Origin of the sequence: Sedimentimonas flavescens (genome assembly GCF_019264375.1) — a bacterium.
GTDB classification, from domain to species: Bacteria; Pseudomonadota; Alphaproteobacteria; order Rhodobacterales; family Rhodobacteraceae; genus Rhodobacter; species Rhodobacter flavescens.
Map to the genome: position 1 here is coordinate 237,937 of NZ_JAHVAI010000002.1, position 17,954 is coordinate 255,890.

The 17,954-nt window shown below is 63.2% G+C and carries 16 protein-coding genes; 2 read left to right on the top strand and 14 right to left on the bottom strand.

What is annotated here, in order from left to right; translation table 11 throughout:
• Positions 1–11: 11 nt before the first annotated feature.
• The 9 genes from KTQ37_RS04270 to KTQ37_RS04310 form a co-directional block, all read right to left on the bottom strand.
• Positions 12–1,541, bottom strand: coding sequence for a Tad domain-containing protein (locus KTQ37_RS04270; protein ID WP_218629230.1), 1,530 nt, complete (start codon positions 1,539–1,541; stop codon positions 12–14).
• A 24-nt stretch (positions 1,542–1,565) separates the two neighbouring features.
• Positions 1,566–2,372 carry a Flp pilus assembly protein CpaB gene (gene cpaB / locus KTQ37_RS04275; protein ID WP_218629231.1) on the bottom strand — a complete coding sequence of 269 codons (807 nt, stop codon included), beginning with the start codon at positions 2,370–2,372 and terminating at the stop codon, positions 1,566–1,568.
• Positions 2,373–2,594: 222 nt separating this feature from the next.
• Complete coding sequence (locus tag KTQ37_RS04280; RefSeq protein ID WP_218629232.1) at positions 2,595–2,810, bottom strand: Flp family type IVb pilin; 216 nt, start codon at positions 2,808–2,810, stop codon at positions 2,595–2,597.
• Positions 2,811–3,055: 245 nt separating this feature from the next.
• Positions 3,056–4,117, bottom strand: a complete 1,062-nt coding sequence (locus tag KTQ37_RS04285; RefSeq protein WP_218629233.1) for a dipeptidase — start codon at positions 4,115–4,117, stop codon at positions 3,056–3,058.
• Positions 4,114–4,872: an ABC transporter ATP-binding protein gene (locus KTQ37_RS04290; protein ID WP_218629234.1), complete on the bottom strand. Its 759-nt coding sequence runs from the start codon at positions 4,870–4,872 to the stop codon at positions 4,114–4,116. The genes KTQ37_RS04285 and KTQ37_RS04290 overlap by 4 nt, the downstream gene beginning before the upstream one ends.
• A gap of 7 nt (positions 4,873–4,879) precedes the next feature.
• The gene (locus KTQ37_RS04295) at positions 4,880–5,707 is read right to left on the bottom strand and encodes an ABC transporter ATP-binding protein (protein WP_218629235.1); all 828 of its coding nucleotides are present in this window, start codon (positions 5,705–5,707) and stop codon (positions 4,880–4,882) included.
• Positions 5,704–6,609: an ABC transporter permease gene (locus tag KTQ37_RS04300; RefSeq protein ID WP_218629236.1), complete on the bottom strand. Its 906-nt coding sequence runs from the start codon at positions 6,607–6,609 to the stop codon at positions 5,704–5,706. The genes KTQ37_RS04295 and KTQ37_RS04300 overlap by 4 nt, the downstream gene beginning before the upstream one ends.
• Positions 6,606–7,661, bottom strand: a complete 1,056-nt coding sequence (locus tag KTQ37_RS04305) for an ABC transporter permease (RefSeq protein ID WP_218629237.1) — start codon at positions 7,659–7,661, stop codon at positions 6,606–6,608. The genes KTQ37_RS04300 and KTQ37_RS04305 overlap by 4 nt, the downstream gene beginning before the upstream one ends.
• A 3-nt stretch (positions 7,662–7,664) precedes the next feature.
• Positions 7,665–9,260 carry an ABC transporter substrate-binding protein gene (locus KTQ37_RS04310; RefSeq protein ID WP_218629238.1) on the bottom strand — a complete coding sequence of 532 codons (1,596 nt, stop codon included), beginning with the start codon at positions 9,258–9,260 and terminating at the stop codon, positions 7,665–7,667.
• A gap of 375 nt (positions 9,261–9,635) precedes the next feature.
• Between KTQ37_RS04310 and KTQ37_RS04315 the strand changes: the two genes are divergently transcribed.
• Both KTQ37_RS04315 and KTQ37_RS04320 read left to right on the top strand, forming a co-directional pair.
• Positions 9,636–10,172: a glutathione peroxidase gene (locus KTQ37_RS04315; protein ID WP_218629239.1), complete on the top strand. Its 537-nt coding sequence runs from the start codon at positions 9,636–9,638 to the stop codon at positions 10,170–10,172.
• 105 nt (positions 10,173–10,277) lie between these two features.
• Positions 10,278–11,405, top strand: a complete 1,128-nt coding sequence (locus tag KTQ37_RS04320) for an NAD(P)/FAD-dependent oxidoreductase (RefSeq protein WP_218629240.1) — start codon at positions 10,278–10,280, stop codon at positions 11,403–11,405.
• Between the two features lie 40 nt (positions 11,406–11,445).
• On the opposite strand, the gene KTQ37_RS04325 is transcribed toward KTQ37_RS04320, so the two are convergent.
• From KTQ37_RS04325 to KTQ37_RS04345, 5 genes are all read right to left on the bottom strand, one after another.
• Positions 11,446–13,002 carry a trimethylamine methyltransferase family protein gene (locus tag KTQ37_RS04325; RefSeq protein WP_218629241.1) on the bottom strand — a complete coding sequence of 519 codons (1,557 nt, stop codon included), beginning with the start codon at positions 13,000–13,002 and terminating at the stop codon, positions 11,446–11,448.
• Between the two features lie 70 nt (positions 13,003–13,072).
• A complete protein-coding gene (locus tag KTQ37_RS04330; protein ID WP_218629242.1) occupies positions 13,073–14,158 on the bottom strand; it encodes an ABC transporter ATP-binding protein in 1,086 nt (361 codons plus the stop codon).
• On the bottom strand, positions 14,151–15,797 hold the full coding sequence (locus KTQ37_RS04335; protein ID WP_218629243.1) for an alpha-glucosidase: 1,647 nt from the start codon (positions 15,795–15,797) through the stop codon (positions 14,151–14,153). The genes KTQ37_RS04330 and KTQ37_RS04335 overlap by 8 nt, the downstream gene beginning before the upstream one ends.
• The gene (locus tag KTQ37_RS04340; RefSeq protein WP_218629244.1) at positions 15,797–16,930 is read right to left on the bottom strand and encodes a carbohydrate ABC transporter permease; all 1,134 of its coding nucleotides are present in this window, start codon (positions 16,928–16,930) and stop codon (positions 15,797–15,799) included. Before KTQ37_RS04340 ends, KTQ37_RS04335 begins: the two co-directional genes overlap by 1 nt.
• The gene (locus KTQ37_RS04345) at positions 16,930–17,925 is read right to left on the bottom strand and encodes a carbohydrate ABC transporter permease (RefSeq protein ID WP_218629245.1); all 996 of its coding nucleotides are present in this window, start codon (positions 17,923–17,925) and stop codon (positions 16,930–16,932) included. Before KTQ37_RS04345 ends, KTQ37_RS04340 begins: the two co-directional genes overlap by 1 nt.
• Between the last annotated feature and the right edge of the window lie 29 nt (positions 17,926–17,954).

Below are 17,954 nucleotides of genomic sequence, written 5' to 3' on the forward strand. Positions count from 1 at the left end.
GCGCATCTGGCTCACCTGTACAATTGGACCATGTTGCGGATAAGGCCGCCCTTGCCGGACTGATCGCCGGAACCGTCGGCAAAATCGACAATTTCGCCAAAAATATCGAAGCTCGGCGGAGAGCTGCCGTCACTTCCGACCGGCTCGGTGATGAAGATCTTCACGAACTTCTCGACCGGCACATTCGAGGTCTTGCCGCTCACCGGGTTGGTCTTGCAGTCAACACCTGCCGCGATGATCAGACGGCGCTCAGGGCCCGCGGGGGGTGCCTTCGAGCAGGTAGGACGGCCGTTCTCTTCCTTGGTCGAGGGCAGAATGCTATTCGCAGCAGCCCAGTGTGCAATCTCTGCGAGATAATACTCATACCGTGTAGAGCCGGACGTCGTAGTCCCAGCCGCAATCCCGGTGAGGTGACCAATCTTGGCCGTACCAGGTCCTGTGCCATAATTCGTGTCGTTGTACAACGTCCGGTTCCAGTCACCGGAGCCAAAACGGCAGGTGCTGCCCGCGGTGTTGAAGCAGGAATCCCGCGGCAGGGCGATCGACTGTTTCGTGGGGTTGACCACGCCTTGGTTGTCAACGCCGGCCGGCTGCTCTTTGCCCTGAATGCAGGCCGCGTTTCCGTTCCCGACGAGCCCCTTGATCACGTTCGGTGCAGGCGCATAAGCCGGATCGTCGTTCGCATTGTTCAAGACGGAATCGTACATGTCGAAGCGCACATTGAACGCCGCGTTCCCAAGACCAACGCGCTGACCGGGTTGCGTGTCCACGCCACGCTTCTTGAAACAGGCGTTATGCCCGCCAACCGCGCCCAGGATGCATGCGTAAAGCTTCCCACCCCCGTTCACCTTGTCGGCTTCCCAATCCTTGACGTATTCGGCGCAGGGGCCGTTCTCGTCAATCTTCATGTCGCTCGGGTCTAGGAACCCGAAGTCGCCCGGCCCCCAAGCGGACCCCTGCCCGCCCGAACGCAACAGGATCTGGTTCCCCACAACCAGCGGGGTCTCCGGCATACAGAACATGAGCGGCGTGACATCGCAGGCCCAAGTGTCAAAGCCCGCCGTCGCGGATGCGGTGACAGACCCGCTCGCACCGGGCTGGAGAATGTTCGCGAAAGTGCCGAGGACCGAGGTCGGCGTAACGTCAACGCGCACATAGGCCGCCTCGCTATCGGCGGTCGTGACTGCGGTCATTGCCGTCAAATCGCTGTCGGGCAGCGTGGTGTAGAAGGTCAGCGTGTAATCCTCGCCACCCGTCAGCACCCCATCCGCGACACCGAAATGCTGACGGTCCGAGATAAGCGCTGCCGCCGCGGTCGCGCGCGAGATCGCACCCGCATTCCCGTCCAGTTCACCGGCTGCGGCCAAAGCGACATGGTCGGCAAAGGACTGGTACTCGGTCCGCGTGATCGCATAGCGACCCAGATCGAAGGAAAGCGCGACAAGTCCGAAGACGACCGTCAGACACAGCGCCCAGAACACCAGGATCGTACCGGCCTCATCCGAGCGAAACGCTTGAAATCGTTTGATGAAACCAGACATAACAATCCTCCTGAAATCAATTCGTTAGCGCACTTCGGCCTCGGTCGCTTCGATGCCACGGCGCACGGTAATCGTCTTGAGGGGCGTGCCTTCCGGAACCGGCGACAGCTCGCGCAGAACGTCCTTGAGGCCGATCGACTCGAGCGGCCCGTCCTCGTCCGAGTCGAGCGTCCGCAGCGCCAGGCTCAGCGTTCCGGCCTGCTGCGCCAGCGCGAGTTTCTGGCTCTCTTCCGGGGTCACCTCGACCGTCACCGTGCGCGCGATCTGCGCCTGCTCGGCGTTCTCGTTCGAGGTCTGGTCAACACCGATCACCCGGAGGTTCTGCAGAATGGTGACGGTTTTCAGCTCTTCATTGCGACCCTGCGTCAGCAGCACGTCGACTCGGTCGCCGGGCGTCACGAAACCACCCACACCGGTCACAGCCGAGACGCTGATCGAAACGGCGCGATTGTTCTGGCCGATGGTCTGAACGATAGTGACCTTCTCACCATATTCCGACACTTTCGACGCCAGCATCAGCTCGCCCTGGTAAAGCGCAGCTTTCGCGCGGCGCGGTTGCTGACCGGCGGACGGCAGCAATTTGTCGAATGAGGTAAAAGCGCCTTTCGGCAGCGCCTCGACCGGCCATTTGATCGAGGTCACCTTCTGGCTTTCGATCGTCTGACCGAAGGGAATATCCTGCGAGGCGACGATGACATTGGTCAGCGCCAGATCCTTGGCCGCGGCCGCTTCGCGTTCATACTTGTTCTGAAAGAAATCGCTGGCGAGATAGGCCGAACCACCGGCTACTGCCAACCCCGCAACAAAAGTGAGCAAAGCAGTGAGGCGCATTTGGTCTTCCTTTCTCTGAAACGATCACAATGATCTTCAATTTCTACTAAGACAACGCAGCAATTCGCGCCGCTTCATCTGGAATTTCACACGGACTACACTCACGTCCTCAAATCTAGAAACGTCAATCACGTGGCGCTTCTGTTAACTCCACACAATTTAGCCGGCGCCCCGATTTCTAGCGAAGCGCCGGCCAGTGTCAGATTGACGCCGACGCGTCAATTAAACTGCGGGTGCGGTGCAATCACCATCGCCGGTTCCGTCGATGCAAGCAGTCGCATCATCCATCTTGCCCTGAACCGCCGTCGAAAGGGTCGACAGAGCAGCGGTACCCACGCCGACGGCGAGGACCAGTGCGATGGCGTATTCGACCAGGGTCACGCCTTCTTCGTCGTTGCGGAAGCGGGCGATCAGGTTCTTCACGTTGAACAGTTTCATTTTCAGTCTCCAATTTTTGCCTAATGACCGGATGATCCGGGAGTTCACTGGCACCCCACCAAGTGTCTGTCCGGGCAGCCAAGTACAGAATAAGGCAAGAATGCGGCGCAAATCATCGGCGCGATGTGCCGATTTTACCCGCTTCGGTTGTATCTTTGCGAAAGTAAGGAGAAATTAAGGCCAAAACCGGTCATCGCGTGACCGATTCCCGTCACATTTGGTTGACGCGGGGGAATCACGGGGACTCAGGCGCCCCAGGTGCGCTCCAGCACCGCCAGCCAGTTGCGATGCGCAAGCTTGGCTATCAGCTCTTCGCCGTAGCCATTTTGGCGCAGCGCGTCGATCAGGCGCGGCAGCCCCGCCGCATCGCCCAGATCGGCGGGTATGGTCGCCCCGTCGAAATCTGACCCAAGGCCGACCCGATCCTCGCCGAGATGCGCGATCAGGTGATCGAGGTGGCGCAAGACGGGCTCCCACCCGGTGAAGGGATCGCCGATCCCGTCGGGGCGCAGGAAGCCCGAGGCGTAGTTCAGCCCCACCAAGCCGTCACTTTCGCGAATCACCGCAAGCTGCCGATCCGTCAGGTTGCGCGACGAGGGCGTGATGGCATGGGCGTTGGAATGGGTGGCGACGAGCGGCGCATCCGAGAGCGCGGCGATATCGTCAAAGCCCTTCTCATTGAGGTGGCTCAGATCCAGCATGATGCGCAGCGCGTTGCATTCGCGCACAAGCGCCTTGCCCGCCGGGGTCAGCCCCTCGCCCGTATCGGGGCCAGAGGGGAAGGCGAAGGGCACACCATGGCCGAAGACCGTCGGGCGCGACCAGACGGGCCCAAGGCTGCGCAGCCCCATCGCGTGCCAGACATGCAGCGCATCGAGGTCGGCGCCGATCGGCTCGGCCCCTTCGAAATGCAGGATCGCGGCGATCTTGCCTGCCGCCATTGCCGCGCGGATATCGGCAACCGAGCGGCAGATCGCCAGATGCCCCGTGCGCTCCATCCACATCAGATGCCCCACCATCGCCATGGCGACGGGCAGCGCCTCGGCCTGCCCGATCAGGTCGGGCAGCGGCAGGCTGAACGGCGGGTTGCGCATGATCGCATCGAAATCCGGATCGTCATGGGCCTGCGGCGAAGGGATATAGACCGCGAAGAAGCCACCGACAAAGCCCCCTGCCCGCATCCGCGGCAGGTCAAGATGCCCCTCGCCGGTCCCGGTCAGCCAGGTGGCCTCGCGCCGCGCGGGGTCGCGCAACAGACGCAGCAGGAAATCGTTGTGGCCGTCAAATACCGGAACTGGCGTGCTCATGCCGCATCCTCGCGTGAATAGCCGACCGAGGCTTGCAGCAGCCGGCGGGTGTAATCTGTCTGGGCGGCGCGGGCGCGCAGGGCGTCGCGCGCCAACTCTTCGACCGCTTGCCCGTGCTGCATGACCAGCAGCCGCTCGCACATATGCGAGACGACGGCGAGGTCATGCGACACGAGGATATAGGTCAGCCCGCGCTCAGCCCGCAGCCGGTCAAGCAGGTTCAGCACCTCGGCTTGGATCGAAGCGTCGAGGGCGGAGGTCGGCTCGTCCAGCAGCAGGATCTCGGGTTCGAGGATCAGCGCGCGGGCAACCGCCACGCGCTGGCGCTGGCCGCCCGAAAGCTGGTGCGGATAGCGAAAGCGGAACCCCTGCCCCAACCCGACCTCTTCCAGAGCGCGCTCGATACGCTGTTCGCGATCGTCGAAGCCCTGAATGGCCAGAGGCTCGGACAGGACCGAGTCGACCGTGTGGCGCGGATGGAGCGAGGCGTAGGGATCCTGGAACACCATCTGGACGCGCCGGTAAAAGGCCGCGTCGCGCGGCACGGGCAAGGGGTTGCCATCGAACGAGATCTCTCCGCCGCTTGTGGGTGCAAGCCCGCAGATCGCGCGCAGAACGGTCGACTTGCCCGAGCCGCTTTCGCCGACGATACCGTAGCTTTCGCCCTTCTCGACGCGAAAGCTGACGCCGCGCACCGCGTGGACCTGCTCAACCCCGCGGGTGAAGGTGACTTCGAGGTCTTTGACATCCAGCATGATACCCTCACTCGGCCCAGGACGCGTCGCGGTCAAGCGTCGGCAAGGGGCGCCGGTCGCCGTCAATCGCGGGCAGGCAATTCAACAGCCCCTGCGTATAGGGGTGGCGCGCTTGCGACAGATCCGAGGCGCGCAACTCCTCGACCACGCGACCCGCATACATGACCAGAACCCGGTCGCAGAAACTGGAAACCAACCGCAGGTCGTGGCTGATGAAGATCAGCCCCATGCCGCGTTCCTGCACCAGCCGGTCGAGGATGCGCAGCACCTCGATCTGGATCGTCACATCCAGCGCCGAGGTCGGCTCATCCGCGATCAGCAGGTCGGGCGCGGAGACCAGCATCATCGCGATCATCGCGCGCTGGCCCATGCCGCCCGACAGCTCATGCGGATAGGCGCGGAAGACGCGCTCGGGGTCGCGGATCTGCACCGCTTCCAGCATTTCAAGCGCGGCGCGGCGCGCCTCGGCGCGCGAAGCGCCATGGGTGCGCAAAACCTCCATCAGCTGCTTGCCCACCGCCATCACCGGGTTGAGCGAGAACTTCGGGTCCTGCATCACCATCGACATTCGCTTGCCGCGCAGGCCGCGCCACTGCCGCGACGAGAGGCCGCGCAGGTCGATCCCGTCGAACTCCAGCCGGTCGGCGGTGGCGGTGCCCGGATGCGGCGTCAGGCCAAGGATCGCGCGCCCGGTCTGCGACTTGCCCGAGCCGGATTCGCCCACGATCCCCAACCGCTCGCGCCCGAGGGTAAAGCTGACGCCGCGCACGACCTCGGCCGGGCCCTGACGGGTCGGAAAGGTCACGCGCAGGTTCTCGACATTCAGCAAGCTCATTTGCGCCCCTTCGGATCAAGCACGTCACGCAGCCCGTCCCCCAGCAGGTTGAAGCCAAGCGAGACGATGAAGATGGCGATGCCGGGCATGGTCGCGACCCACCACTGGTCGATCAGGAAGCGCCGCCCGCCCGCGATCATCGCCCCCCACTCGGGCTGAGGCGGCTGCGCGCCAAGGCCCAGAAAGCCCAGGCCCGCCGCAGTCAGGATGATCCCCGCCATATCCAAGGTGACGCGGATGATCACGGAGGACATGCACAGCGGCACGATATGTTTCCAGATGATCCGCGCCGAGGACGCGCCCTGCAACCGCGTCGCCGCGATGAAATCCGAGTTGCGCACGGTCAGCGTCTCGGCCCGGGCGAGGCGCGCATAGGGTGGCCATGAGGTAATCGCGATGGCGATGACCGCGTTCTCGATCCCCGGCCCAAGGGCGGCCACAAAGGCCAGCGCAAGGATAAGGCGCGGGAAGGCCAGGACAATATCGGTCAGGCGCATCAGAACCGTGTCGATCCAGCCGCCGAAATAGCCCGCCGTCGTGCCGACAAGCAGCCCGATGGGGGTGGCGATCAGCGCAACCAGCACCACGACCATCAGCGTCAGCCGCGTGCCGTGGATCAGCCGCGACAGGATATCGCGCGCCAGATCGTCGGTGCCCAGAAGGTGCCCCGGCGACAGTGGCGGCAGCAGGCGGGTGGTGTTCAGATCCTGCCCGAGGATCGGGTTGTAGGGCGCCAGAACATCGGCCAGTGCCGCGACAATAACAAGCGCCACCACGATCGCCAGCCCGACCATCGCAAGCCAGTTGCCGCGAAAGGCAAGCCAGGTGCGATAGGCCTGCCCCAGCCGGGCCTGCCGACGCGAGGCGGGTTGCTCGGATAAAAGCCATGCGCGGGTGGTCATGATCCCCTCCGCACGCGCGCATCGAGCATCGAATAGAGAAGGTCGGACAAGAGGTTCAGCCCCACGAAGATTGCGCCGATCACAAGCGTGCCGCCAAGCACGGCGTTCATGTCGGCGTTTTGCAGCGAGTTCGTCAGGTATTGGCCCAGACCGGGCCAGGCGAAGACCGTTTCGGTCAGGACCGAGCCTTCGAGCAGACCGGCGTAGCTCAGCGCGATCACCGTCACCAGCGGCACCGCCGCGTTACGCAGCGCATGGACCCAGACAATCCGCCACTCGGGCACGCCCTTGACGCGTGCGGTGACGATATATTCCTGCCCCAGCTCGGCCAGCATAAAGCTGCGCGTCATGCGCGAGATATAGGCCATCGAGAAATAGCCCAGAAGCGACGCGGGCAGGATGATATGCGAGAAGGCATTGCCAAAAGCGTCCCATGCGCCCTGCCGCGCCGTATCCCACAGGTAAAGCCCGGTCTCGGGCGTGAAACTATATTCATAGGCGATGTCGATCCGCCCTGGCCCGGCCACGACCCCGAGCTTGGCATAGAAGATCAAAAGCCCTAGCAGCCCGAGCCAGAAGATCGGCGCCGAATAGCCCACAAGGCCAAGTACGCGCACAAGCTGGTCTGCCCAACGGCCCTGCCGCACGGCAGCCCAGACCCCGGCGGGCACGCCCACCAGCGTACCGATGATGATTGACACCGTCGCCAGTTCCAGCGTCGCCGGAAACACCCGGCGGATATCCTCGACGATCGGTTTCTTGGTCAGGAAGGACGTGCCGAAATCGCCGGTCGCCACTTTCTGGAGCCACATCCAGAACTGCTCCCATAGCGGGCGGTCGAGGCCAAGTTCGTGGAACACCTTGTCATAGACCGATTGCGGCGCGCGGTCGCCCACGACCGCCAGCACCGGATCAACCGGCACGATCCGCCCGATCAGGAATGTCACGAGCAAGAGCCCGAAGAATGTCGCCGCGACAGTCGCTAGCAGGCCCACGGCCCGCCGCAGCCAGAGGGCGCCGCGGCGCCCCCTGTTTTGGGTGAGTGTCGTCATGTCTTACTTCGTCAGATGCGCGAAGGAGTTGTCGTTGAACGACGGGCCGATGATGAAGCCATCGACGTTCTTGCGCATGCCGGAAACCTCGATTTCCTGGAACATGATCACGAAGGGCGAGGTCTGCTGGCTCTCGGTCTGCAACTCGACATACATCTGCGCGCGCTTGGCCGGGTCGGCCTCAAGCATCGCCGCATCGGCCTTGCCGGTCATCTCGGGGATGTCCCAAGCGTTACGCCACGCCAGCGGCTTCGACGCTGCCTCGTCCGAGTTGTCGGGGTTACGCGCAAACGTATCGGCATTGGTGTGAGGGTCCTGATAGTCCGGCCCCCAGCGACCGATATAGATGTCGTGGTTGCGCGCACGATACTTGGTGAGCGTCTGGCCGCCGTCACCCGGGATCAGCTCCAGCTTGACGCCGGCTTCGGCCATGGTCTGCTGGATCGCCTGCCCCATCGCGGTGATCTCGGGCGTGTTGCGCGTATCCATGGTCACGGTGAAGCCATCGGGTACACCGGCCTCGGCCAGCAGTTCCTTGGCCTTCGCCACATCGAGGCTGAACGGGTTGTCGTTCAGCGCGCCCAGGAAGCCCTCGGGCAGGAACGCCTGGTGCACCATGACCTTACCCGCCATGATCGTGTCGGCGATGGTCTGGTAATCGACCAGGTGTTTCATCGCCTGACGCACCTGCGGCTTGGACAAATACTCGTTCTTCTGGTTCAACCCGAGATAGTAGATCGAGCCCTTCGCCCCGCTCTCAAGCTTGATATCGGGATTGTCCTTGAGCGCGGCGATATCCTCGGCCGCGAGGTTGCGGGCGATGTCGATATCGCCTTTCTCCAGCAGCAGGCGCTGCGTCGCGGTTTCGGGGATGTGGCGGTAGATCGCGCGGGCCATCGCCGGCTTGTCGCCCGCGTAATTCTCGTTGCGCTCCAGCACGACCACCTCGTTGGCGCGCCAGTCACGGATCGTGAACGGCCCCGAACCGGCATAGTTGACCTTCAGCCATTCATAGCCGAAGTCGCCGTTGGCCTCGTGCTCCATCACCACCTTCTTGTCCACGACCGATGCGACGGTCGCCGTCAGGCAGTAGAGCACCAGCGTCGGCGCATAGGCCTGGTCCATCTTGAAGTCGAAGCTGTAATCGCCCGTCGCGACGACCATCTGATCGACGTTCTCGGCGTTCAGGCCGAACTGGGTCAGGATGAAGGCGGGCGACTTGTCGAGCTTGACCGCGCGCACCAGCGAAAATACCGCGTCCTCGGCCGTGATCGGGTTACCCGAGGCGAAGGTCCGCCCTTCCTTGATCTTGAACGAGATGGTCTTGCCATCCTCCGAGATGGTCCAGCTTTCCGCGACCTTGCCGAAGATGTTGGTCACGTCCTTCGGGTCGTAGCCAATCAGCGTTTCATAGGTGTTCCCGGCGATCTCGGATGCGGTGAACTCGAATATCTCGGCGGGATCGAGCGAAATGATATCGTCGATCGACCAGGCCTGGACGAGCGTATCGGCAGGGGTTTCGGCCATGAGCGAGGCGGGCGATGCGGTCACAAGCTGTGCGCCAAGCGCCACGCTTGCCAGTAATCGGCTGTAATGCATGGTATCCTCTCTGTTTAGCAGCGACGCGCCCTGGGCGCGTCCGGACCGGTTCATCCGGCCTCCGAATGCGCCGATTAACTGCTTGGTCAAAATTCCTGTCAAGCCAAACCCTGTGTATCGGCACAACAAAATGTTAGCGCGCAAACTGGCGTAGCGGTGCACGGAGGCTGATCAAGACACCTGCCGGGCGTGTCACAGATCTTGATCGCACGCGTGCATTTGCGCCAAGACCTGTCCCTTGCCGCGCGGCTGTGCCTCTACCCCTTTACCGGGTGTTTTGCCTCTATCGCTGCGGGGGCCAGCTTAACCTTGCGCAGATCTTGCCCTATACTCCGGGCCTTCGCCTGATCTGATTTTTTGCCACAAAGGATTGCCATGCTTCGCCGGACCTTCCTGAGCCTCGCCCTTGTTGCCGCCGCTCTGCCCGCGCTTGCGGGTGAACCGATGCCGCGCTTTACCTTTCCCTCGGCCGATGGAGGTGAGATCGACACGGTGGATTGGGCGGGCCATACGGTTCTGGTGACGAACACCGCCTCGCTGTGCGGCTTTGCCCCGCAGCTCGAAACGCTTCAGGATCTGCATGAAGAGCTTGGTCCGAAGGGGCTGATCGTGATCACGGTACCCTCGAACGATTTCAATCAGGAACTAGCCACCGCCAAGGAAGCCAAGAGCTATTGCGCGCTGAACTTCGGCCTTGATCTGCCGATGACCGACATCCTGCACGTCGCCAAGGGCGAGGTTCACCCGTTTTACGCCTGGCTGCGCGACACCGAAGGCTTCACGCCCAGTTGGAACTTCAACAAGGTTCTGATCGGGCCGGACGGGCGTGTCGTCGGAACCTACGGCGCCTTCGTCAAACCCACTTCGCCCAGCCTGCGCAACGCCATCGATAGCCTCATGCCGCAAGGCTGAGAACAGGCGCCTGCCTATTGCACGGAACTGCCACTTTGACGGGGCTTGTCCCTGACCGACCTGCGAAATACATTCACGCCGATGAATGTAAGCCCGGAGCCAACCATGTCTCAGATCGTCATCCTCGGCTCGGGCTTTGCCGCCCTGAGTGCCATCCGCGAGTTGCGCCGCCAGGGCAGCAATGCCGAGATTACCGTGATCTCGCCACGCGATGAGCTGCACTACGTCCCCTCAAGCATCTGGATCCCGGCAGGTGTCCGCAAGGCCGAGAACCTACGCCTGCCGCTGCGCCGCTTCTTCGAGCGTCACAACGTCAAGTTCATCAAGGCCGCGGTGACGGGCCTCAGCGCCGCCGAGAAACGCATCGACACCGACGCAGGCCCGGTCACGGCAGATCAGATCCTGATTGCCACCGGCGGGCGCTTCATCCGCAAGCTGCCGGGGATCGAGCACGCGATCATCCCCTGCGAGGGGATCGCGGCGGCCGAGGCGATGTCCGCGAAGCTGGCGGGCCTTGACGGCGGCACCATCGCCATCGGCATGGCCACGAACCCCAACGAACCCGGTGCGATGCGCGGCGGGCCGATGTTCGAATATCTCTTCATCCTCGACACGCTGCTGTGCCGTCAGGGCCGCCGCGACCGCTTCGAGCTGGTGTTCTTCAGCCCCTCGGACCGCCCCGGCGCACGGCTTGGTGAAAAGGCGGTGGACGGGTTGCTGGTCGAAATGAAGCGTCGCGGGATCGAGACGCGGCTTGGCCACAAGATGGTCCGCATCGACCCCGACCGCGTGGTGACCGAGGGCGGCGAGATCCCGGCCGACCTGATCCTGTTCCAGCCCGGCATGACCGGCCCGGCGTGGCTGGCGCAATCGGATCTGCCGCTGTCGCCCGGCGGGATGGTGCGCGCCGATGCTGGCTGCCGGGTCGAGGGGACCGATGCGATCTGGGTTGCGGGCGATGCGGGAAGCTACCCCGGCCCCGACTGGATGCCCAAACAGGCGCACCAGGCCGATTTGCAGGCCAAGGCGGCGGCGGCGAATATCGCGGCGGTGCTGCAAGGCCGCTCGCCCGATGCGACCTTCGTGGCCGAGCTGATCTGCATCATGGATTCGCTCGACAAGGGGATGCTGGTGTTCCGGCGCGGCAAGCTCAACATCGTGCTGCCCGCGCTGCGGCCGCTACACTGGGTCAAGCGCATGTTCGAGCGCCACTACCTGCGCGCCTTCCGCTAAGCGAAAAGGCCGGCGATCCTGAGATCACCGGCCTTTCAGATCACATGAAGGCGTCGGGCTCCGCGGCCTTCTTCCTGGCCACATATTCGGCCAGCGCCTCGGCGGTGCCGGGGTCGATGTCCGGGGCCTGATACTCGCCCAGCATCTTCTCGACCCGCTTTTCGGCCAGCGCCATGGTGTCGCGCGCGCCTTCCTCTTCCCAGGTCTCGAAGGGCTTGTAGTCAAGCAGGTCGGTCTTCCAGAACGCGGTCTTGAAGTTGGCCTGCGTGTGGCCGCAGCCGAGGTAGTGGCCACCCGGCCCCACTTCGCGCAGCGCATCCATGCCCTGACCGTTCTCGCTCATGTCCACACCGGCCGCAAGGCGGTGCAGGATGCCCAGCTGATCGGCGTCCATCACGTATTTCTCGTAGGACGAGACCAGACCGCCTTCCAGCCAACCGCAAGCGTGCAGCATGAAGTTCACGCCCGACAGAAGGCCGATATTCAGGCTGTTCGCCGTTTCATAGGCCGCCTGCGCGTCGGGCAGTTTCGAGCCGCAGAACGACCCGGCCGAGCGGTAGGGCAGCCCCAGACGCCGGGCCAGCTGACCCGCACCAAGCGTGATCTGCGCCGCTTCCGGGGTGCCGAAGGTCGGCGCGCCCGAGTTCATGTCGATCGAGGTCACGAAGGCGCCGAAGATCACCGGCGCGCCGGGGCGGATCATCTGGCTGTAAGCCACACCCACCAGAACCTCGGCCAGAACCTGCGTCAGCGTGCCCGCAACCGTCACCGGCGCCATCGCACCGCCCACGATGAAGGGCGAGATGATGCAGGCCTGGTTCGCGGCGGCATAAACCTCGAGCGCGTCCATCATGATCGGGTCGAAGGTCAGCGGCGAGTTGATGTTCACCAGCGACGTCATGACCGTGTTCTGGTCGACGAAATCCGAGCCGAACAGGATCTTGGACATCTCGACCGAGTCGACACAGCGCGAGCGCTCGGTCACCGAGCCCATATAGGGCTTGTCCGACAGCGTCATATGGGCGTGCAGCATATCAAGATGGCGCTTGTTCACCGCAACATCGGTCGGCTCGCACACGGTGCCGCCCGAATGGTGAACCCATTTCGACATCTGGCCGAGCTTCACGAAGTTGCGGAAGTCGGCGATGGTGGCGTAGCGGCGGCCACCCTGACGGTCACGCACGAAGGGCGGGCCGTAGACCGGGGCCAGAACCAGGTTCTTGCCGCCGATGGTCACGTTGCGCTCGGGGTTGCGGGCGTGCTGGACGAAGCTCGACGGCGCCGTCTTGCACAGCGAGCGCGCCAGACCGCGCGGCAGGCGCACGCGCTCGCCCTGAACATCGGCACCCACGGCGCGCCAACGCTCCAGCGCGGCGGGGTTATCGACGAAATTGACGCCAATTTCCTCAAGCACCGTCTCGGCGTTGTATTCGATGATCTGGAGCGCCTCTTCGTTCAGGATCTCCATATTCGGGATGTTGCGCTCGATGAAGCGCGCAAACTCGATCTTGGGCGCGGTCCGTTCAGCGCGACGCGCTGCCCCGCCACCGCCCCGAGCCCGACGCCCTGCACCAGCTTGCACAACCGTTTCTTCCATTGCGGCCTCCGCGTGTTCCTTTCCCCAGTTTTAGCGCGAGGGGCGCGGATGCCATGCGCGGATTGCGACCTCAGCGGTAAAGAAGCGACCGCCCCTCGGCGAAAAGGTGGACCTTGGCGGGGTCGGCACCGAGCGTCACGCTGCGCCGCCGCAGGTCACTATGGATGCCCGGAAGCTTGGCGATCATCGTCGGCGCGCCCTCCGCATGGGTGAAGTAGAGCAGCGTCACCTCACCCAAAGCCTCGACGATATCGACTGTCCCGGTGTAGATCCCCTCGCCCTCGGCGGGCACGAAATCCTCAGGGCGCACGCCGATGTTCACTTGTAACCCCATGTCGGTGTCGCGCGTTGGCACATGCGAACGCGCGGTGCCGCCGTTCTTCAGGCGAACGGTGGTGACCTCGCCTGTTCCGATCACCTCGCCGGGCAGCAGGTTCATTGCGGGCGAGCCGATGAACTGCGCCACGAACTCGCTGTTTGGGCGTTCATAAAGCTCCAGCGGCGAGCCGACCTGCGCGATACCCTTGTTGGCCAGCACCACGATGCGCGAGGCCAGTGTCATCGCCTCGACCTGATCGTGGGTGACATAGATCATCGTGCGCTCGGGCATGGCCTCTTTGAGCTGCGCGATCTCGATGCGCGTGGCCACCCGCAGCGCCGCGTCGAGGTTCGAGAGCGGCTCATCGAAGAGATAGACCTTGGGGTCGCGTACGATGGCCCGCCCGATCGCGACGCGCTGCCGCTGCCCGCCCGAAAGCGCCTTGGGCAGGCGGTCGAGATAGGGCGTCAGTTGCAGGATGCGCGCGGCCTTTTCCACCGCAGCGTCGATCTCGGCCTGCGGTTTCTTGGCGATCTTGAGGGCAAAGACCATGTTCTCGCGCACCGTCATATGCGGATAAAGCGCGTAGGATTGAAACACCATCGCAATACCGCGTTGCGCGGGTGGAACATCATTCATGCGCTGGCCGTCGATGAACAGATCGCCCCCGCTGATCCGCTCAAGCCCCGCAATCATGCGCAGAAGCGTCGATTTTCCGCAGCCCGAGGGACCGACGAACACGATCAGCTCCCCCGCCGCGATCTCAAGGTCGATGTCCTTGAGGACATTCACCTCGCCGTAGGACTTGGCGATTTGCTTGAGCGAAAGATCAGCCATTTCGGCCTCCGGGGTTCAAAAGCAGGATGCTCGGCTGCCAAGGGCCAAGGTGAAGCGTGTGATCGGGCAAGGGCCGGGTCGAGCCGATCTCGCCGCCGATGGTGATCCAGTCGCCTGTGGGCACGGTGGTATCGACGGGATGGTCCGAGAGGTTGAAGATGCACAGGATCGTCTCGCCCGCGCTTTCTCGCGCAAAGCGGAGCACGTCGCCCTGAACCTCGATCTGTTTCATAGAGCCAGCCCGCAAAGCATTGTGTTGTTTGCGAAATGCGATGACCCGGCGGTAGTGATGCAGAAGCGCGGCAGGATCAAGTTCCGCCGCATCGGCGGCGCTACGGTGATGCGCCGAGGGCACCGGCAGCCAGGGCCGCGCGGTCGAGAACCCGGCATATACGGCGTCCTTTTCCCAGGCCATCGGTGTGCGACAGCCATCACGCCCCTTGAACTCGGGCCAGAACTCCTTGCCGTAGGGATCTTGCAGATCTTCATAGGCGATCTCGGCCTCGGGCAGGCCCAGCTCTTCGCCCTGATAGAGGCAGACCGACCCCTTGAGGCACATCAAAAGCGTCGCGTAAGCCTTTGCGCCTGCTGGAGTAAGCCCCCAACGCGAAATGTGCCGCACCACGTCATGGTTGGAATAGGCCCAACAGGCCCAACCCTGCGGTGCCACCCGGTCAAGATGCGCGAAGGTGTCGGCGATGAACTGCGCCGATAGCGGTGCGTGACCGGACAGAAGCTCGAACGCATAGGACATCTGCATCCGGTCCTCGCCCGAGGTATATTCGCCAAGGATCTCTAGCCCGCGCTGGCTATCGCCCACCTCACCCACGGCAGCGGCATTGCAGCCATCCATCAGCGTGCGCAATTTGCAAAGAAATTCAACGTTCTTCGGGTGGTTCTTGTCATAGATATGGCGCTGGTGATTGTAGGGATTCACCTTGGGCGCGGTCTGGTCGTTGCGTTCTGCCACCGGCAGGGGCGGATTGTCGCGCAACTGCTCGTCATGCATGTAGAAATTGATCGTATCGAGGCGGAAGCCATCCACCCCGCGCTCTAGCCAGAACTTGGCGACCGCCAGCAATTCCTGCTGCACGGCGGTGCAGTGGAAGTTCAGATCGGGCTGCTGGATCAGGAAGTTGTGCAGGTAATACTGCTCGCGCCGCGAGTCCCAATGCCAAGCGGGCCCGCCGAAGATCGACAGCCAGTTGTTCGGCGCCGTGCCGTCGGGCTTGGGGTCGGCCCAGACATACCAGTCTGCCTTGTCATTGTCGCGGCTCGACCGGCTTTCCTTGAACCACGGGTGCTGGTCCGAGGTATGGCTGAGCACCAGGTCGATCATCACCTTCAGCCCAAGCGCGTGGGCCGTGGCGATCACCTGGTCGAAATCGGCCAGCGAGCCAAACATCGGATCAACGTCGCAGTAGTCCGACACGTCATAGCCGAAATCCCGCATCGGCGAGGTGAAGAAGGGCGAGATCCAGATTGCATCGACACCAAGACTTGCCACATGCGGCAGCCGCCGGACGATGCCAAGCAGATCGCCCACCCCGTCGCCATTGCTGTCCTGAAAGCTGCGCGGATAGATCTGGTAGATCACCGCGCCCCGCCACCAGTCCGGGTCTTTCCGAAGAACGTTCATCAACCACCTTTCACCGAGCCGGCCAGCAGGCCGCGCACCAGGTATTTCTGCATTGCAAAGAAGACGATCAGCGGCACGGCAATCGAAATGAAGGCCGAGGCGGCGAGGATCTCCCAGTCGCCACCGCGCGAGCCCAAAAGCTCTCGCAAGACGCCCGTCATCACCAGTTGTTCCTTGCGGTTGCCAAGGAAGACGGTGGCCACCAGCAGGTCATTCCAGACCCAGAGAAACTGGAAGATCGCAAACGAGGCCAGCGCCGGGAAGCTGAGCGGCAGGATGATCCGGCGGAAGATCTGGAACTCGGTCGCGCCATCGACGCGCGCGCTCTCGATGATTTCGCGCGGCAGGCCGACCATGTAGTTGCGCAACAGGTAAATCGCGAGCGGCAGGCCAAAGCCGGTATGAGCCAGCCAAATCCCCATGTAGCCCTTTCCTAGGCCGATCTCATTGTGGAATTTCAACAGCGGGATCAGCGCGAGTTGTAGCGGCACGACCAAGAGGCCCACGACACCGGCAATCAGCAGCGCGCGGCCCGGAAACTCCATCCACGCCAGCGCATAGGCCGCGAAAGCTGCGATCAGGATGGGAATGATGGTGGCCGGGATCGTGACGGTGAAGGTATTCAGGAACGCCTGCCCCAACCCCTCGGCCCCGATCACGCGGGCGTAGTTTTCAGTCGTGAATTTCGGCGGCGCGGTGGTGGTCAGAAAGATCCGCATCCCGCGTTGGTCGGTGAATTCGGTGGGCGAGGTCAGCCGGTAGCTGCCGTCCTCGGCCACGCTCAGGGCCTGCCCGTCCTTCAACTCGGCCGTATCACCCGGTGCATATGCCGCAGGATCGCGTGAATTCGTGCCCCAGGCGCTCAGGCTCTGGCCCTCGGTCAGCACATTGCCGGCGATGACCCACAGATCGCCCTCCTGCACCTGATCGGCGGCGGTTCCGGCACGCACAAAGTTGCTGGCCTCCGAGGACATGCCCGCACGCCACCAGCCGGAATTGGCGATCTGGTCGCGGTCACGGAACGAGGATACCAGCAAGCCGAAGGTCGGGATCGTCCAAAGCAGGACAAGCGCCAGTGCCGCCAGATTGACCGCCCAGACCAGCCGCGCCCTGGTGCCTGCAATCGCGCTCATCACAGCATCTCCCGGCGGGCGTTGCGGATGTTCCAGACCATGATCGGCGTCACCAGCGCCATGATCACGATGGCAATCGCCGAGCCGCGGCCGTAATCGGGCGCGCCGCGGAACATCCAGTCATACATCAGGTTCGCGAGCACCTGCGTGCCCCACTGGCCGTTGGTCATGACGAAAACGATGTCGAAGACCTTGAGCACGACGATGGTGATCGTGGTCCAGACCACGGCGATCGTGCCCCATATCTGCGGCACCTTGATCTTGAAAAACAGCTGCCAGGGGTTGGCGCCATCAAGGATCGCGGCCTCGATCGTCTCTTCGGGAATGCCGCGCAGCGCGGCCGACAGGATCACCATGGCGAAACCCGTCTGGATCCAGATCAGCACCGCCATCAGGAAAAAGTTATTCCAGAACAGAAGCGTCAGCCAGGTTTCGGGCGGGTTTCCAAGCGAGGTCCAGATCGCGTTCAGCAGGCCGATCTGTTCCTGCCCCTCGGCGCGGTAGTCGTAGATGAACTTCCAGATCACGCCCGCACCCACGAAAGAAATCGCCATGGGCATGAAAATGAAGCTTTTCGCGGCGTTACCCCAGCGGATGCGGTCGGTCACCTGCGCCGCCAGCAGCCCGAAAAAGGTCGAAGCGGCAGGCACTACGAGCAGCCAAAGCATGTTGTTGAAGATCGACTCGCGGAACTTCGCATCGCCCATCAGCCAGCGATAGTTATCGAGCCCGACGAAATCCCGGCTGTCGGCATCCATAAGGCTGCGCCAGGCCGAGTTGATGACGGGATAGACGAGGTAGAGCGCCAGAAACAGCACCGCCGGGCCGATGAACAGCCAGGGGCGGATCATGTTGGCGCGCAGGATGTTGCGCCCCGCATCCTCGCCGCGCGGCGGGTAGAGGCTGTCGAGCACCCAGTTCGACCCCCAGAACCATGCAACGCAGCCAAAGACGCCCGCGACGATGGTTCCGCCTGCAAATAATAGCTGTTCCACAGCGCCCCCCAGAAAAAGGCCGCCCGCGT